The following is a 15,112-nucleotide window of genomic DNA, read 5'->3' on the forward strand; positions in this document are numbered from 1 at the left end:
AACCATTGCGAACACCCATGTGGGAGCGAGCCTGCTCGCGAAGGCGTCTTATCATTCAATGTTGATGTTGGCTGATCCACCGTCTTCGCGAGCAGGCTCGCTCCCACAGTTTTGCTTTGCCAAATCCATCAAAAGGACCTGCATGTCGTTCATCCACGCCAACCTGATCCACTTCATCGCCGCACTCTGGTTCGCCATCTGCTGGGGCGGTTACACCCGTTATGCGACGTGGAAGGGCCGCGACACCGCGTGCCTGGCCAGCGTGCTGCACCTGTACCGCGAAGACTGGATGCGCCGCATGCTGCTGCGGGACAACCGCATCGCCGACGCGAGCGTAATCGGCAACCTGGAGCGCAACGCCTCGTTCTTCGCCTCCAGCACGCTGATTATCCTGGCAGGCATTCTCACGGTGCTCGGCGCATCCGAACGAGCCGTGTCGTTGCTCGCGGATATTCCCATGGTTCAGCAGGCGTCCCAAGGCATGTCGGAGATCAAGTTGCTGTGCCTGGCGCTGGTGTTTGTCTATGCGTTCTTCACCTTCAGTTGGTGCATGCGTCAGTACAACTTCGCGGCAATTCTGGTGGGGTCAGCGCCGATGATCGGTGAGCGACACGTTTCCGAGCAGGAGCGCAAAGCCTTTGCGGCAAGGGCGGCGCGGGTGATTTCGATGGCGGCCAACCAGTTCAACTTCGGCCTGCGCTCCTACTACTTCGGCATGACCATGCTCGCGTGGTTCGTCAGCCCCTGGTTGTTCATGTTGATGAGCGCCGGCGTCGTGCTGGTGTTGTATCGCCGGGAGTTTCATTCCGACGTTCTCGACGTGATGGTCTATACCCCTACAGAGGCGCCATTGCCCGAAGCCAACAAAGAGGCCGCTTGATGAGTATTCCGTTCTGGTGTGTGTTTATCAGTGCATTGCTGATCTACGTGGCCCGCATGCCCGTGGCCAGGGCCATGAAAGAGCAGGGCGGCTACAACAATCACTTGCCGCGCCAGCAACAGGCGCAACTGACCGGCTTCGGTGCCCGCGCCGTAGCGGCCCATCAGAATTGTTTTGAAGCGTTCATATTATTTGCGGTGGGGGTGTTGATGGCGCACACCACGCAGACGGCAGGGTGGCTGATCGATTCGCTGGCGATCATCTTTGTGATCACGCGCATCCTCTATTTATTGTGTTATTGGGCGGATCTAGCCTGGCAGCGCAGCCTGGTGTGGTTGATCGGGTTAGTCTGCTCGTTATTGCTGATGATTAGTCCGACTTTTAGAACCGTGTTGATCTAAATCACCAACTAACAGGCAAAAGAAAACCCGCACATGGCGGGTTTTCTTTTGTCACGCTAAAAACTGTTTTAGTTTTTAGGTGCTTCAGCAGGAGCGGCTGGAGCCGACTCTTGAACAGCGGCTTTGTTCGATTCAGCCTGAGCTTTGGCAGCTTCGGCGTTTTCTTTCGCAGCGTCGTTCACTTTATCCTGAGCTTTGTTCATGTCTTGCTGAGCTTGCTCAGCATGTTGGTTGGCATCTTGAGCTTTGTCCTCGGATTTTTTATCGCAGGCAGCGAGACCGAGGGAAGCGGTCAACATCAAGGCAATAGCTAAAGTCTTACGCATGGGGTGTTTCTCCTTATGGAATATATCTACTGGCCTTTCGAGCACAGCCGTCATCGATAAGTTCCTCATTTCATACAGATATATAAGTTTTAAACGCGATGGAACTTTTGCCTGATTCATCTGAGGCTTTGTCGGGATACTAAGAAGGGATTTATCAAATGGCCGAAAACCCCGTTTTTGAGCGTGCAACACGATTCCTGTCAGCGCTGCGGCATTGCCAGGTGCTGGGCTTGCGCGTTCACAGCGCGAGTACTGACGGACTAACGGTCGTCCTGCCTTACAGCCCGCAAATCGTCGGTAACCCGCAAACCGGTGTCATTCACGGCGGCGCCCTGACGTCGTTGATGGACACCGCGTGCGGCATGTCCACCCTGTGCGTTTTGCCGGAATTCGAAGTCTGCCCAACCCTGGATTTGCGCATCGACTACATGCACGCCGCCGAACCTCACAAGGACGTCTACGGTTTCGCCCAATGCTACCGGGTCACCACCGATGTGATCTTCGCCCGAGGCTTTGCCTATCAGGACGACCCGCAACAACCCATCGCCCACGTCGTTGGCACCTTTATGCGCATGGGCAAGGGCATCAAGGGCACCAAAGGCTTTGGTGGCGCCATCACCGGAGGTGCGAAATGACGGACTCCTTCAAGGAACAACTCCAGCAAGCCCACGCGCAAGGGGACTACGCCTCGCTGCTGCACCTGATTCCCTACGCCAAGTTGATCGGCGTCGAATGTTCGCGGGTCGGGGATGACCTGCTGTTTCGCCTGCCGGCCAACAAGGACAACATTGGTAACCCTTTATTGCCGGCGATTCATGGCGGCGTGATTGCCGGGTTCATGGAGCTGTCTGCGGCGTTGCACCTGTTGATCTTCACCGGCTCGCCGGGTGTGCCGAAGATCATCGACTTCTCCCTCGATTACCTGCGCACCGGGCAATTTCGTGATACCTGGGCTCGCTGCCAGGTATGCCGGCAGGGCCGGCGGGTGGCCAACGTGGCGGTGACGGCCTGGCAAAGCACCGAATCCGAGCCGATTGCCACGGCCCGAGGGCATTTCAAAATCGAAGAGCCCTTGAAATCCTGAACTCAGCCCCAAACTCTGATGACAACCCGCCGTCGACCCTGAAGGTCGCGGCCACTGCCATCTGATTGGAGTTTGATGACCATGAGTGTGGAAACTCAAAAGGAAACCCTGGGCTTCCAGACCGAGGTGAAGCAACTGCTGCACCTCATGATCCATTCGCTGTATTCCAACAAGGAAATTTTCCTTCGCGAGTTGATCTCGAATGCCTCTGACGCTGTCGACAAATTACGTTTCGAAGCCCTGTCCAAGCCTGAGTTGCTGGAAGGTGGCGCCGAACTGAAAATCCGTGTGAGCTTCGACAAAGACGCGAAAACCGTCACCCTCGAAGACAACGGTATCGGCATGAGCCGCGAAGACGCGATCACCCACCTGGGCACGATCGCCAAGTCCGGCACCGCTGATTTCATGAAACACCTGTCCGGCGATCAGAAGAAAGATTCGCACCTGATCGGTCAGTTCGGTGTGGGCTTCTACTCGGCATTCATCGTCGCTGACAAAGTCGACGTGTTCAGCCGTCGTGCCGGCGCTGCCGCCAGCGAAGGCGTGCACTGGTCGTCCAAGGGCGAAGGCGACTTTGAAGTTGCCACCGTCGACAAAGCCGAGCGCGGCACCCGTATCGTCCTGCACTTGAAGTCCGGTGAAGACGAGTTCGCCGATGGCTACCGTCTGCGCAACATCATCAAGAAATACTCCGATCACATCGCTTTGCCGATCGAGTTGCCGAAAGAAGTGGCAGCCGTTGAAGGCGAAGAGAAGCCAGCCGTTGAGTGGGAAACCGTCAACCGCGCCAGCGCCCTGTGGACCCGTCCTCGCACCGAGATCAAGGACGAGGAATACCAGGAGTTCTACAAACACATCGCTCACGACTTCGAAAACCCGCTGAGCTGGAGCCACAACAAGGTCGAAGGCAAGCTGGAATACAGCTCGCTGCTTTATGTACCGACCCGTGCTCCGTTCGACCTGTACCAGCGTGAAGCGCCGAAAGGCCTGAAGCTGTACGTGCAGCGCGTATTCGTAATGGATCAGGCCGAGTCGTTCCTGCCGCTGTACCTGCGCTTCATCAAAGGTGTGGTCGATTCCAACGACCTGTCGCTGAACGTGTCGCGGGAAATCCTGCAGAAAGACCCGATCATCGACTCCATGAAGTCGGCGCTGACCAAGCGTGTACTCGACATGCTGGAAAAACTGGCGAAGAACGAGCCTGAGCAATACAAAGGCTTCTGGAAAAACTTCGGCCAGGTGATGAAAGAAGGCCCGGCTGAAGATTTCGCCAACAAAGAGAAAATCGCTGGCCTGCTGCGCTTCGCGTCCACTCAGGGCGAAGAAGGCGAGCAGGTTGTTGGCCTGGCTGATTACCTGGCTCGCGCCAAGGAAGGTCAGGACAAGATTTACTACCTGACCGGCGAAACCTACGCCCAAGTCAAAAACAGCCCGCACCTGGAAGTCTTCCGCAAGAAAGGCATCGAAGTGCTGCTGCTGACCGACCGCATCGACGAGTGGCTGATGAGCTACCTCAGCGACTTCGACGGCAAGAGCTTTGTCGACGTGGCACGCGGTGACCTGGACCTCGGCAACCTGGACTCGGAAGAGGACAAGAAGGCCGCGGAAGAAGTCGCCAAGTCCAAAGAAGGCCTGGTTGAGCGTCTGAAAACCGCACTGGGCGACTCCGTCGCTGAAGTACGGGTTTCCCACCGTCTGACCGATTCTCCGGCGATCCTGGCCATCGGTGAGCAGGACCTGGGCTTGCAGATGCGTCAGATCCTCGAAGCCAGCGGGCAGAAGGTTCCGGATTCGAAGCCGATCTTCGAATTCAACCCGGCTCACCCGCTGATCGAGAAACTCGACAACGAGCAGAGCGACGAGCGCTTCGGCGACCTGTCGCACATCCTGTTCGATCAGGCAGCCCTGGCGGCCGGCGACAGCTTGAAAGACCCGGCGGCTTATGTGCGCCGTCTCAACAAGTTGCTGGTTGAACTGTCGGTTTAACTGAGTTGTACAAAAACCCGCTTCGGCGGGTTTTTTTATTCTTGAGTCTTAGGAGTTTGAGATGAGCCAAGTCACTGTGCGTTCCGTGGTCTATCAGCTAGATGGCCAGTCTTATGAAAGCCGTCTGGCTTTCGATGCCGACCATAAGAGCCCGCGCCCGGGTTTGCTGATGGCGCCGAACTGGATGGGCATCAGCGCCGGTGCCGAAGAGATCGCCAAGTCAGTGGCGTCCAAAGGCTATGTAGTCCTGATCGCCGACCTTTATGGTCAGTCGGTACGTCCGCAGAATGGCGACGAGGCCGGCGCGGCGATGATGCCGTTGAAGAATGATCGCGGTTTGCTGCGCCAGCGTATGCAGGCGGCTTTCGAGCAGTTGCAAGGGCAGGGCGACGTCGCGGTCGATACCTCGAAACTGGCGACCTTCGGTTTCTGTTTTGGTGGTTGCTGCGCGCTGGAACTGGCTCGCAGCGGTGCGCCAGTGAAAGCGGCGGTGTCGTTCCATGGCTCGCTGGATACGCCGAACGTGGACGATGCGAAAAACATCAAAGGCTCGGTGCTGGTGCTGCACGGTGCGTCCGATCCATTGGTGCCGAAAGAGCAACTGCCGGCGTTTGAAGAAGAAATGAACGCAGCGGGCGTGGATTGGCAATTGCTGAGCTACGGTGGGGCGGTGCACTCGTTTACCGATCCGCATGCGAATGTGCCGGGCAAGATGATGTACGACGCGAAAACCGCAGGGCGGGCGTTTGTGTCGATGCATAACTTGCTGGATGAAGTGTTTAGCGACTAATAGCTCTCAAGATCAAAAGATCGCAGCCTTCGGCAGCTCCTACAGGGACGGTGACATTCTGTAGGAGCTGCCGAAGGCTGCGATCTTTTGATTTTTGCCCTTAAGGCAATTCAATCCGCTCACTTTCCCCCGGCACCGTCGGCCAATCCCCGGCCGCCCAGCGCCGACGCGCTTCATCGATGGCCGCCGGATCGCTCGCGACAAAATTCCAGTTGATCCGCCGTGGCCCATCCAGTGGCGCGCCGCCGAACAGCACGGCGTGACAGTCGCTTTCGGCAAACAACGTCATCTCTTCCCCGACCGGCAACACCACCAGCGAATGCGGTTCTATTAGCTCGCCATCGAGTTGCACCTCGCCGTCCAGCACATACAGTGCCCGTTCTTCATGCTCGGTGGGAATCAGCAATGTCGTCGCGGTTTGCAAGTTCAGTTCGGCGTACAACGTAGGAGAAAGCACTGGCACCGGCGATTCCAGGCAAAAGCCTGACCCGGCGATCATGCGGATCTTCACGCCGAGGTTATCGCTGACCGGCAGCGTGGCGGCCGGATGATGGCTGTAATGCCCCGGGCCTTGCTCATGCTCCTTGGGCGACGCCAGCCAGATCTGCAAGCCATGCATCGTGAAGCCGCTGTCTTTCAGCGCTTCAGGCGTGCGTTCAACGTGGGCAATTGCGCTGCCCGCTGTCATCCAGCTGACGTCACCGATGTCCACCACTTGATCGGAACCGAGGCTGTCCTTGTGCTGGATCTGCCCCTTGAACAAATAAGTCAGGGTCGACAGACCGATGTGCGGATGTTGTCGGATGTTCATGCCTTTACCCGCCGGATAACGGGTTTCGAGCATGTGGTCGAAAAACACGAAAGGCCCGACGCTGCGGCATTTGGCTGACGGCAACGGGCGAAGAATCGGCTGGCCTTCAACATCTTCGGCGCGGGGGCGGATCACGAGGGGCGTGTTCATGCTGCATTCCAGGCTGGGCGGGTAATGCGTGGAGCATAACCCGCCGCTGGCATCGTCGTAATTACTGGCTGTCGAAGCCCTGTGGCGCGTGGGTTTCGATGGTGACGTCGGTGGTGGTCATCAGTTTATGAATCGGGCAACGGTCAGCGACTCGCAACAACTCCGCGCGCTGGTCGTCGGTGAGCACGCCCTTGAGCGTAAGGGTCACGTGCAGGACATATTTGCCTTTCTGCTCTTCGCTGTTGTCGCGTTTGACCTCGACACCCACGCCGGTCAGCGGGATGTCTTTCTTCTTGGCATACATTTTCAGCGTCAGCGCCTTGCAGGCACCGAGCGCGGCGTCGAAGTAATCATGGGGTTCCGGCGCCGAGCCTTCGCCACCGGCGGACTTCGGTACATCGGCAAACAGTTCGTGGTCATCGATCTGGACAGTGTGACGAAAGCCTTCACTGGAAACGGTATTGACGGTAACAGTCATGGGAAACCTCTTCGGCAGTAGGAAAAGTCATTCGAGCAAAAACGGACCCTGAAGGTATAGAGCATTCGTGCTGTGCTGCGTTCCACTTTCTTGCGGGCTGAACCCTGATTGGCGCGGCGAGGTCTATGGGGCTCATGTCATTGGAGAATGCCCGTGCCCCGGATCCGCTTGAGTCTCGCCTGGTGGTTGGTGCTTTGCAGTTCATACGCGGACGCCCGCGACTATGCCTACAGCGATGCGCACCTGCATTACGTGGACTTCTTCCAGGAAACTGCCGGGATGCCTGCCTTGCTCAAGTCGATGGCTGACAGCTCCATCGATCACGTGATGATTTCCGGCATCCCGGTAGCGAAGAAATGGCATGAAGACGAACCCAAGCGCCCGCGTTACTACGCCGGTGACGACGCCGATGCCTATTGGTACAGCGCGACCGACGTGATTGTCGCCGCCGCGGTGAACAAGCTCACGCCGGAGCAGCGTCAGCGTTTTCACCCATTCCTGTCAGGCTTCAACCCCAACGATAAAAACTCCGAGGCGCACATCCAGCGCATGCTCGATCTCAACCCGGGGTTGTGGCAGGGCATCGGCGAAGTCTTCACCCGGCACGATGACCTGACGGCGCTGACGTCGGGTGATACGCCACGGGCCAATAACGAGGCGATGACGCGGATCTATCACCTCGCCGCCGAAAATGACCTGCCGGTGATGCTGCATTCGAACATCACCTCCAAGCGTGAGAGAAATCCACTGTACCTGGCGGAAATGGAAGAGCCGTTGCGTAATCACCCGCACACGCGGTTTATCTGGGCGCATGCCGGCACCAGCGTGGAAATCCATCGGCACCAGACGCAGCTGGATTTTCTGTTGCCGACGTTGACCCGGATGCTTGAGGCGTACCCGAATCTGTTCATCGACCTGTCCTGGAGCATGCTCACGCCCTATCTGCTGGATGAGCAGGGCAAGCCACGGGACGAATGGCTGAAACTGGTGGAGCGCTTTCCGGAGCGTTTCATGCTGGGGTCGGATGTCGTAGGACGCTTCGATAAATTGGGTCAGGAAATGCACAGCTTCGACCCGTTTCTCGATGCGTTGCCGGAAGGTGTTGCGAGAAAAGTCGCGAGAGATAATTTTCTGGCAGTGTTGCCCAAAGTTGCGCGCTGAATCGTTCCCGCCGGACGATCGAAGTAGCAAGGCGTTTTGATATCACGTTTTGGTCTTACGCAAATTTTCTCCGGGCCGATACCTTCTAAAGCAACCCGCTGCAGGGATATGCAGTGCATTTTTGGAAGGAACCAAAGCGATGAGCATCCGCAGTCTCAATATTGCCCCGCGCGCGAGCCTGGGTTTTGGCCTGTTGGCGTTGATGGTGTTTGGCTTGGGCGCGTTTGCCCTGGCGCAAATGTCGAACATGCGCACTCAGTCCGATCAGGTCGATAACAACTGGCTGCCCAGCGTGATGGCGGTCGGGGAGATGAGTCAGGACATGCTGCGGCTGCGTGCCCTGACCATGCGCCTGCTGATCAACCGCGACCCGGCGGCGCTGGCGCAGAACGTCGGCAAACTCAATGAGCTCAAAGGCGTACTCGGCGATGCGCAGCAGCGCTACAACGCGTTGATCGTGCTGCCCGAGGAGCGTTCGCTGTTCGATCGCTTCAAGGCCTCGGAGCAAAAGTACCTGCAATTTCAGGGGCAGGTGATGACCCTGTCTGCCCAAGACCGGATCGAAGACGCGGCGGCTATCGTCAATGGCGAGATGAGCCCATTGGCCGACGAAATCGCGGTCACCCTCAAGTCGCTGGTCGAGCTGAACAAACGCAACGCCAACCTGGCCACCGAGGCGGCACGCCTGGTGTTCAGCAACTCGCGGGTCTGGGTCGGGGTGATGGTTGCGCTGGCGGCGTTGATGACCATTGGCCTCGCGTTGCTGCTGACCCGCAGCATTGTGTTGCCGTTGTCCCAGTCGTTGCGGGTGGCCGAAGTGGTGGCGGGCGGTGATCTGACCGGCGACATCAGCATCAGTGGCAAGGACGAACCGGCGCGGCTGTTGCACGCGCTCAAGAGCATGCAGCAGAGCTTGCGCGACACCATTCGGCGTATCTCTGACTCGTCCAGCCAATTGGCCTCGGCCTCGGAAGAACTCAGTTGCGTCACGGAAGACGCGACCCGTGGGCTGCATCAGCAGAGCCTGGAAATCGAGCAGGCCGCTACAGCGGTGAATCAGATGACGGCGGCGGTGGAGGAAGTGGCGAGCAACGCGGTGGCGACTTCCGAAGCGTCCCGGGAATCTGACCGGATCGCCCAGCATGGCCGCGCGCAGGTGCATCAGACCGTGCAGTCCATTGAGTCCCTGGCGGACGATGTGACAGCCAATGCCAGTCAGGTTGAGGATTTGGCGCAGAAGGTCTACGGCATCAGCAAGGTGCTGGATGTGATTCGCTCGATTGCCGAGCAGACCAATCTGTTGGCCCTGAACGCGGCGATTGAAGCGGCGCGTGCAGGCGATGCCGGGCGCGGTTTTGCCGTGGTGGCGGATGAGGTGCGAGCGCTGGCGCACCGGACGCAGCAATCGACTCAGGAAATCGAGCAGATGATCAGTGGCATCCAGCAAGGCACCGATTCTGCCGTCAGCTCGATGCAGCAGAGCAATAGCCGCGCGCGTTCGACCCTGGAAGTGGCGAAAGCCGCGGGCGTGGCGCTGGAGGAGATTGCCTCGGCGTTCACCTTGATCAACGAGCGCAACATCGTGATCGCCAGTGCCTCGGAGGAACAGGCGGCCGTGGCGCGGGAGGTGGATCGCAATCTGATGAACATCCGCGACCTGGCGTTGCAGACTTCGGCGGGGGCGAACCAGACCAGTGCGGCGAGCCAGGAGTTGTCGCGGTTGGCGGTGGATTTGAACAGTATGGTGGCGCGGTTTTCGGTTTGATCTACTGCCTCCAGATGAAGGTCAAAAGATCGCAGCCTTCGGCAGCTCCTACATTGGAATGCATTCTCCTGTAGGAGCTGCCGCAGGCTGCGATCTTTTGATTCAAAAAAAAGCCCCGCAATCGCGGGGCTTTTGGTGTCTAGCCGGATCAGCTGCCTTTGACAGCCTTGCCGTTGACCGTACCGTCCAGGAGCATGATGTTGTACTCCTTGCCGTCGGTTTCAACCTGTTGCAGACGGACCAGCAGGTAATCCCAATCCTTGGCGAACCACATTACGGTGATGCGCTTGCTTTGTGTCGGGTCGCGCACGCGCTCGACCTTGATCGCATCGATCTGGCCAGCCTTGGTATCGACTTTTTCCGAACCCAGCACCCGGAAGTCATAGGTGTCGACTTCGCCGTCATCGACGACCTGGTAGCTCATGCTTTTCTTGCCAGCGGCCACATCGTGTTGCAGGGCCAGCTGATAAGTGGATTTGTCGACCATGCCGCGGTTGAGCGGGATCTTGACCGCGTCACCACGATCGGTGCCGGTGACCATTTTGGTGGACCAGTCGAAGTCCAGGTCAGCCTTCTTGGCTTTGCCCAAACCGCCACGTTCGAAGTGGTAGGACTGGGGCAGCAACGTGTCTTTGTCCAGGGTCAGGGTGCTTTGTTCGGACAGGCTGGCGATCATCATCGACGCCTTGAAGCTGAGTGTCCAAACGCCGTTGGCGCCCTTGGTCAGACTGCGTTCGGCAGTGCCGCTCATGGGCAGCTGTTTCCAGTCGGCGGTGTAGCTGGCGGAGAAAGGTTGAAGGTCTGCGGCCTGTGCGAAGGGCAGGGCGAGCAGAGCGCAAGCGAAGAGCAAGGCGCGACGCATAATATCTCCTAGGTTCGAATCAAGTGGCCGCTGGCCGCGAGTAACGTGTCATCCAGTAAAGCACCGTGTTCGCCGAGGGACAGACGACCTTCGGCAAACCAGCGTACGGCCATCGGGTAGATCAGGTGTTCCTGAACGTGGACCCGCTGCGCCAGACTCTGCGGCGAATCGTGCAACTCTACCGGTATTACTGCCTGTACGACCAGTGGTCCGCCATCGAGTTCCTCGGTGACGAAGTGCACGGAGCAGCCGTGTTCGGTGTCGCCGGCCTCCAAAGCGCGCTGATGAGTGTGTAACCCTTTGTATTTGGGTAGCAGCGAGGGATGGATATTCAGCAGGCGACCCTGATAGTGACGCACGAAACCTGCGCTGAGAATGCGCATGAAACCGGCGAGTACCACGAGTTTGGGGTTGAAGGCGTCGATCAGTTCGATCAGCGCGGCATCGAAGGCTTCGCGGCCATCGAAAGCCTTGTGATCCAGGGAGCGGGTGTCGATACCCGCCTCCCTGGCGCGTTGCAGGCCGTAGGCGTCGGCGCGGTTGGAAATCACCGCAGCGATGCGGACCGGGCTGTCGCCGGTCCGCGTGCTGTCGATCAAGGCCTGCAAGTTACTGCCGGTGCCGGAGAGCAGCACCACGACATCACAGGTGGCGGACATTAGTGCGCCTTAAGGTTCTTCAGTTCGACCTGAGCCGCGCCTTCGGCAGCGGTGGAGATCTGGCCGATGACCCAAGGCTGCTCGCCGGCTTCACGCAACACATTCAGCGCGGTTTCAACGTGCTCTTGAGCCACGCAGATGACCATGCCGACGCCGCAGTTCAGCACGCGGTGCATTTCGTTTTCGTCGACGTTGCCTTTTTCTTGCAGCCAGTCGAACACCGCAGGGCGGGTCCAGCTCGCGACGTCAACCACGGCTTGAGCGCCTTTTGGCAGAACGCGCGGGATGTTGTCCAGCAAGCCGCCACCGGTGATGTGGGCCATGGCTTTGACAGCGCCGGTTTCCTTGATCAGCTTGAGCAGCGGCTTCACGTAGATACGGGTCGGAGCCATCAGCAGGTCGGTCAGCGGTTTGCCGTCGAGCTGGATGTTTTCGATGTCGGCACCCGACACTTCGATGATCTTGCGGATCAGCGAGTAGCCGTTGGAGTGCGGACCGGAAGACGGCAGGGCGAGCAGGGCATCGCCGGCAGCGACTTTGGAACCGTCGATGATTTCGGATTTTTCCACGACGCCAACGCAGAAGCCGGCCAGGTCGTAGTCTTCGCCTTCGTACATGCCAGGCATTTCAGCGGTTTCGCCGCCGACCAGGGAGCAGCCGGACAGTTCGCAGCCTGCACCGATGCCGGTCACGACCTGGGTCGCGGTTTCGACGTTGAGTTTGCCGGTGGCATAGTAGTCGAGGAAGAACAGCGGCTCGGCGCCGCATACCACCAGGTCGTTGACGCACATGGCGACCAGGTCGATGCCGATGCTGTCGTGCTTGTTCAGGTTCAGCGCCAGGCGCAGCTTGGTGCCGACGCCGTCAGTACCGGAAACCAGCACTGGCTGCTTGTAGCCGGCCGGGATTTCGCAGAGGGCGCCGAAACCGCCCAGGCCGCCCATGACTTCCGGGCGCGCAGTGCGCTTGGCGACGCTCTTGATGCGTTCGACCAATGCTTCACCGGCGTCGATGTCTACACCGGCGTCCTTGTAGCTCAGGGAGGGTTGCTTGCTCATGATCCAGGCCTTTAGGGGGGATTCAGGGGTAACGACCGAGTCCATTAGGGCCGCCGAAACAGCGTAGGCGAAAGCCATGCGCGCTATTCCGACACTGCCCGGCTGTTGCCGGTCTGCGAAGGCGCGCGATTTTATCAGGCTTGAGAGGCAGCGGCCATCCTCGCGCCGACGGCAGGGGCATATCGGCCGAAAAAAACCGTTATTGCCCGTGTTGGTCGCCTCCCTCATGCCTGTATAAGGTATCGCCATTAACCGTCTATCGTTAGGGCAGTGCCAAAAACTTATCGGGGCCGGGTGAATGTTTTGCTCAGGGCGGTGGTCACAGCCTTGCTCAACACGTTCTCGCGGCCAGTTCCAGCCGCTCTTGTCGTCAGGAATCTTCCATGCGTTTTTTCTCCAAATATTTAGTTGTGGGTTGTTTGTCGCTTTTCAGCCTGGCAAGTCATGCCGAAACCGTGAAAGGCCTTTATCAGGTGCGTCAGCCTGTCAGCAGCCAGAGTCCCGAGGTGCGCGATCAAGCGACCCAGGAGGCACTGGACACGCTGGTGTTGCGCCTGACCGGCGACCCCAAGGCTGCGCAAAATCCGGGGCTGGCGGCGATCCGCAAGGACCCGCAGCAAATCATCAGTCAGTACGGTTTTGACGCCGGGCCGCCGGAAGTGCTGAAAGTCGATTTCGACCCGGCCACCACCGAGCAGGCGCTGCGTCGTGCCGGGCTGTCGTTGTGGGGCGCGAATCGGCCGTCGATCCTGGGCTGGTGGCTGAACGACTCCGCCGAGGGTTCAAGCCTGGTCGGCGATGGTCAGGCCACTGCCGCGCCATTGCGTCGCGCGGCCCAGCACCGTGGTTTGCCGTTGCGCTTGCCGCTGGCGGACTTGAGTGAACAACTGGTCGCTACAGCGCCGAATCTTGAAGGGACGGATGCGGCGCCATTGCGTGGCGCATCCGAACGTTACAACGCCGATGCCCTGCTCGCGGTGCATGCCCGGGAAGAGGGTGGCCAATGGCAGGCCAAGTGGCATTTGTGGCTCGGCGACCAGAAGGAAGCGGGCACGGTGCAGGGCGCGGATCAAGCCGCTGTGGCCGATGCGGTGATGCTGGCGGTCGCTCAGCGTATGGCGCCGCGCTTTGTGGTCAAGGCCGGTGTCTCGAGCGAACAGTTGCTCGAAGTGCAGGGCATGAATCTGGAGCGCTACGCGGCGCTGGGGCGCTTGCTGGATCCGTTTGGCGGGCGTCTGGTCAGCGTCGATGGCGATCGTATTGTTTATCGGGTCAATGGCAGTGCCGAGCAATTGCGCTCGCAGCTGTCGTTGGCGAAGTTGCAGGAGGTTCCGGCCGGTGAAGCGCCGGCGCCTGTCGCACCGGTTCAGCCGGCCGAGGGTTCGGCACCGGTTGTAGCGCCCGCTCCGGCACCCGTGCCGCAGCTGCGATTCCGTTGGTAAGGTTTTCTTTCTTTATATAGAAGCATAGGGAGTTGTACATGGCCGATACGCGGCGTTGGTTCTGGTTGGGTGGGGTGGTCCTGCTCTGCGCGTTTGTCTGGCTATTGCATCCGATCCTGACGCCATTTCTGGTGGCGCTGCTGTTGGCCTATCTGTTCGATCCTCTTGTGGATCGCCTGGAGAAGGCCGGCCTGTCGCGAACCTGGGGTGTGGTGGCGGTGTTCGCGCTGTTTACCCTGATCTTCACGACCTTGCTGTTGGTGCTGGTGCCGATGCTCGCCAAGCAGTTGTTTCGCTTGTACGAACTGGCGCCGCAGATGCTCGACTGGTTGCAGCACACGGCGCTGCCGTGGGCGCAGTCGAAATTTGGCCTGTCGGATAACTTCTGGAAGTTCGACAAGCTCAAGGCTGCGATCAGCGAGCACATGGGCCAGACCACCGACATTGTCGGCGTGGTGCTGAGCCAGGCGACGGCCTCCGGGCTGGCGTTGATCGGCTGGCTGGCCAACCTGGTGCTGATCCCGGTGGTGAGTTTCTACTTGCTGCGGGACTGGGACCTGATGATGGCCAAGATCCGCAGCCTGTTGCCCCGCGATCGCGAAGAGCGTGTGGTGTCGCTGGCCGGTGAATGCCATGAAGTGCTCGGGGCGTTTGTGCGCGGGCAATTGCTGGTGATGCTGGCGCTGGGCGTGATCTATGCCGCGGGCCTGATGCTGGTCGGGTTGGAACTGGGGCTGTTGATCGGCCTGATTGCCGGTCTGGCGGCGATCGTGCCGTACATGGGTTTCGTGATCGGGATTGGCGCGGCATTGATTGCCGGTCTGTTCCAGTTCCATGGCGATCTGTATCCCATGCTCGGTATCGTCGCGGTGTTCATGGTCGGTCAGGCGCTGGAAGGCATGGTGCTGACGCCATTGCTGGTAGGGGACCGGATCGGCCTGCACCCGGTGGCGGTGATTTTCGCCATTCTGGCCGGCGGCGAGCTGTTCGGTTTCACCGGTGTACTGCTGGCGTTGCCGGTGGCGGCGGTGATCATGGTACTGGTGCGCCATCTGCATGATTTGTATAAGGATTCAGATGTGTACAGTGGGGTGGATGAGCCCGAGCTGTAAAACTGTCTGATATCTCGTAACGGGCGGCCTGGTTACGTGCCAGGCTGGCCCGCTTCTTTCTATTGGCTGTCACATGCACCGCCAAAGAATCTGTCACAAAACCAGTGCGTTAACGCAAACCTTTGATTTTGCTTGTGGTCTGCCGCA

The 15,112-nt window shown here is 59.1% G+C and carries 16 protein-coding genes; 10 read left to right on the forward strand and 6 right to left on the reverse strand.

The features are described from left to right. Positions 1-142: 142 nt before the first annotated feature. Together LOY68_RS08790 and LOY68_RS08795 are read left to right on the forward strand one after the other, a co-directional pair. The gene (locus LOY68_RS08790; protein WP_265044146.1) at positions 143-880 is read left to right on the forward strand and encodes a DUF599 domain-containing protein; all 738 of its coding nucleotides are present in this window, start codon (positions 143-145) and stop codon (positions 878-880) included. Continuing rightward, positions 880-1,281, forward strand: coding sequence for an MAPEG family protein (locus LOY68_RS08795; protein ID WP_265044148.1), 402 nt, complete (start codon positions 880-882; stop codon positions 1,279-1,281). The genes LOY68_RS08790 and LOY68_RS08795 overlap by 1 nt, the downstream gene beginning before the upstream one ends. Positions 1,282-1,349: 68 nt before the next feature. On the opposite strand, the gene LOY68_RS08800 is transcribed toward LOY68_RS08795, so the two are convergent. Then, on the reverse strand, positions 1,350-1,607 hold the full coding sequence (locus LOY68_RS08800) for a hypothetical protein (protein WP_054049624.1): 258 nt from the start codon (positions 1,605-1,607) through the stop codon (positions 1,350-1,352). A 158-nt stretch (positions 1,608-1,765) separates the two neighbouring features. Between LOY68_RS08800 and LOY68_RS08805 the strand changes: the two genes are divergently transcribed. The 4 genes from LOY68_RS08805 (at position 1,766) to LOY68_RS08820 (ending at position 5,467) form a co-directional block, all read left to right on the forward strand. Then, positions 1,766-2,242, forward strand: a complete 477-nt coding sequence (locus LOY68_RS08805; RefSeq protein ID WP_163909108.1) for a PaaI family thioesterase — start codon at positions 1,766-1,768, stop codon at positions 2,240-2,242. Then, the gene (locus LOY68_RS08810; RefSeq protein WP_163909109.1) at positions 2,239-2,691 is read left to right on the forward strand and encodes a PaaI family thioesterase; all 453 of its coding nucleotides are present in this window, start codon (positions 2,239-2,241) and stop codon (positions 2,689-2,691) included. Before LOY68_RS08805 ends, LOY68_RS08810 begins: the two co-directional genes overlap by 4 nt. Before the next feature lie 81 nt (positions 2,692-2,772). Next, positions 2,773-4,677 carry a molecular chaperone HtpG gene (gene htpG / locus LOY68_RS08815; protein WP_265044151.1) on the forward strand — a complete coding sequence of 635 codons (1,905 nt, stop codon included), beginning with the start codon at positions 2,773-2,775 and terminating at the stop codon, positions 4,675-4,677. Between the two features lie 61 nt (positions 4,678-4,738). Further along, on the forward strand, positions 4,739-5,467 hold the full coding sequence (locus tag LOY68_RS08820; RefSeq protein WP_265044152.1) for a dienelactone hydrolase family protein: 729 nt from the start codon (positions 4,739-4,741) through the stop codon (positions 5,465-5,467). A gap of 100 nt (positions 5,468-5,567) precedes the next feature. On the opposite strand, the gene LOY68_RS08825 is transcribed toward LOY68_RS08820, so the two are convergent. After that, a complete protein-coding gene (locus LOY68_RS08825; RefSeq protein WP_265044154.1) occupies positions 5,568-6,428 on the reverse strand; it encodes a pirin family protein in 861 nt (286 codons plus the stop codon). A 61-nt stretch (positions 6,429-6,489) separates the two neighbouring features. Continuing rightward, entirely contained in the window at positions 6,490-6,906 is a 417-nt protein-coding gene (locus tag LOY68_RS08830; protein WP_265044156.1) for an OsmC family protein, read from the reverse strand. A 147-nt stretch (positions 6,907-7,053) separates the two neighbouring features. Between LOY68_RS08830 and LOY68_RS08835 the strand changes: the two genes are divergently transcribed. Both LOY68_RS08835 and LOY68_RS08840 read left to right on the forward strand, forming a co-directional pair. Then, complete coding sequence (locus tag LOY68_RS08835; RefSeq protein ID WP_413787173.1) at positions 7,054-8,067, forward strand: amidohydrolase family protein; 1,014 nt, start codon at positions 7,054-7,056, stop codon at positions 8,065-8,067. A 139-nt stretch (positions 8,068-8,206) separates the two neighbouring features. Next, on the forward strand, positions 8,207-9,832 hold the full coding sequence (locus LOY68_RS08840) for a methyl-accepting chemotaxis protein (RefSeq protein ID WP_265044159.1): 1,626 nt from the start codon (positions 8,207-8,209) through the stop codon (positions 9,830-9,832). Between the two features lie 148 nt (positions 9,833-9,980). Here the strand turns inward: LOY68_RS08840 and LOY68_RS08845 are convergent, their stop codons facing one another. From LOY68_RS08845 to purM, 3 genes are read right to left on the reverse strand one after another with little or no spacing between them, the layout of a single operon-like run. Beyond that, the gene (locus LOY68_RS08845) at positions 9,981-10,694 is read right to left on the reverse strand and encodes a DUF3108 domain-containing protein (protein WP_054049485.1); all 714 of its coding nucleotides are present in this window, start codon (positions 10,692-10,694) and stop codon (positions 9,981-9,983) included. An 8-nt stretch (positions 10,695-10,702) separates the two neighbouring features. Next, positions 10,703-11,353, reverse strand: coding sequence for a phosphoribosylglycinamide formyltransferase (gene purN, locus LOY68_RS08850; protein ID WP_163909114.1), 651 nt, complete (start codon positions 11,351-11,353; stop codon positions 10,703-10,705). Continuing rightward, entirely contained in the window at positions 11,353-12,411 is a 1,059-nt protein-coding gene (gene purM, locus LOY68_RS08855; RefSeq protein WP_008148639.1) for a phosphoribosylformylglycinamidine cyclo-ligase, read from the reverse strand. Before purM ends, purN begins: the two co-directional genes overlap by 1 nt. Before the next feature lie 383 nt (positions 12,412-12,794). Between purM and LOY68_RS08860 the strand changes: the two genes are divergently transcribed. Both LOY68_RS08860 and LOY68_RS08865 read left to right on the forward strand, forming a co-directional pair. Then, positions 12,795-13,853, forward strand: a complete 1,059-nt coding sequence (locus tag LOY68_RS08860) for a DUF2066 domain-containing protein (protein ID WP_265044163.1) — start codon at positions 12,795-12,797, stop codon at positions 13,851-13,853. 38 nt (positions 13,854-13,891) lie between these two features. Next, positions 13,892-14,965 carry an AI-2E family transporter gene (locus tag LOY68_RS08865; protein WP_163909116.1) on the forward strand — a complete coding sequence of 358 codons (1,074 nt, stop codon included), beginning with the start codon at positions 13,892-13,894 and terminating at the stop codon, positions 14,963-14,965. Positions 14,966-15,112 lie beyond the last annotated feature (147 nt).

The organism is Pseudomonas sp. B21-053 (genome assembly GCF_026016365.1).
In the GTDB taxonomy this organism is placed as follows: domain Bacteria; phylum Pseudomonadota; class Gammaproteobacteria; order Pseudomonadales; family Pseudomonadaceae; genus Aquipseudomonas; species Aquipseudomonas nunensis.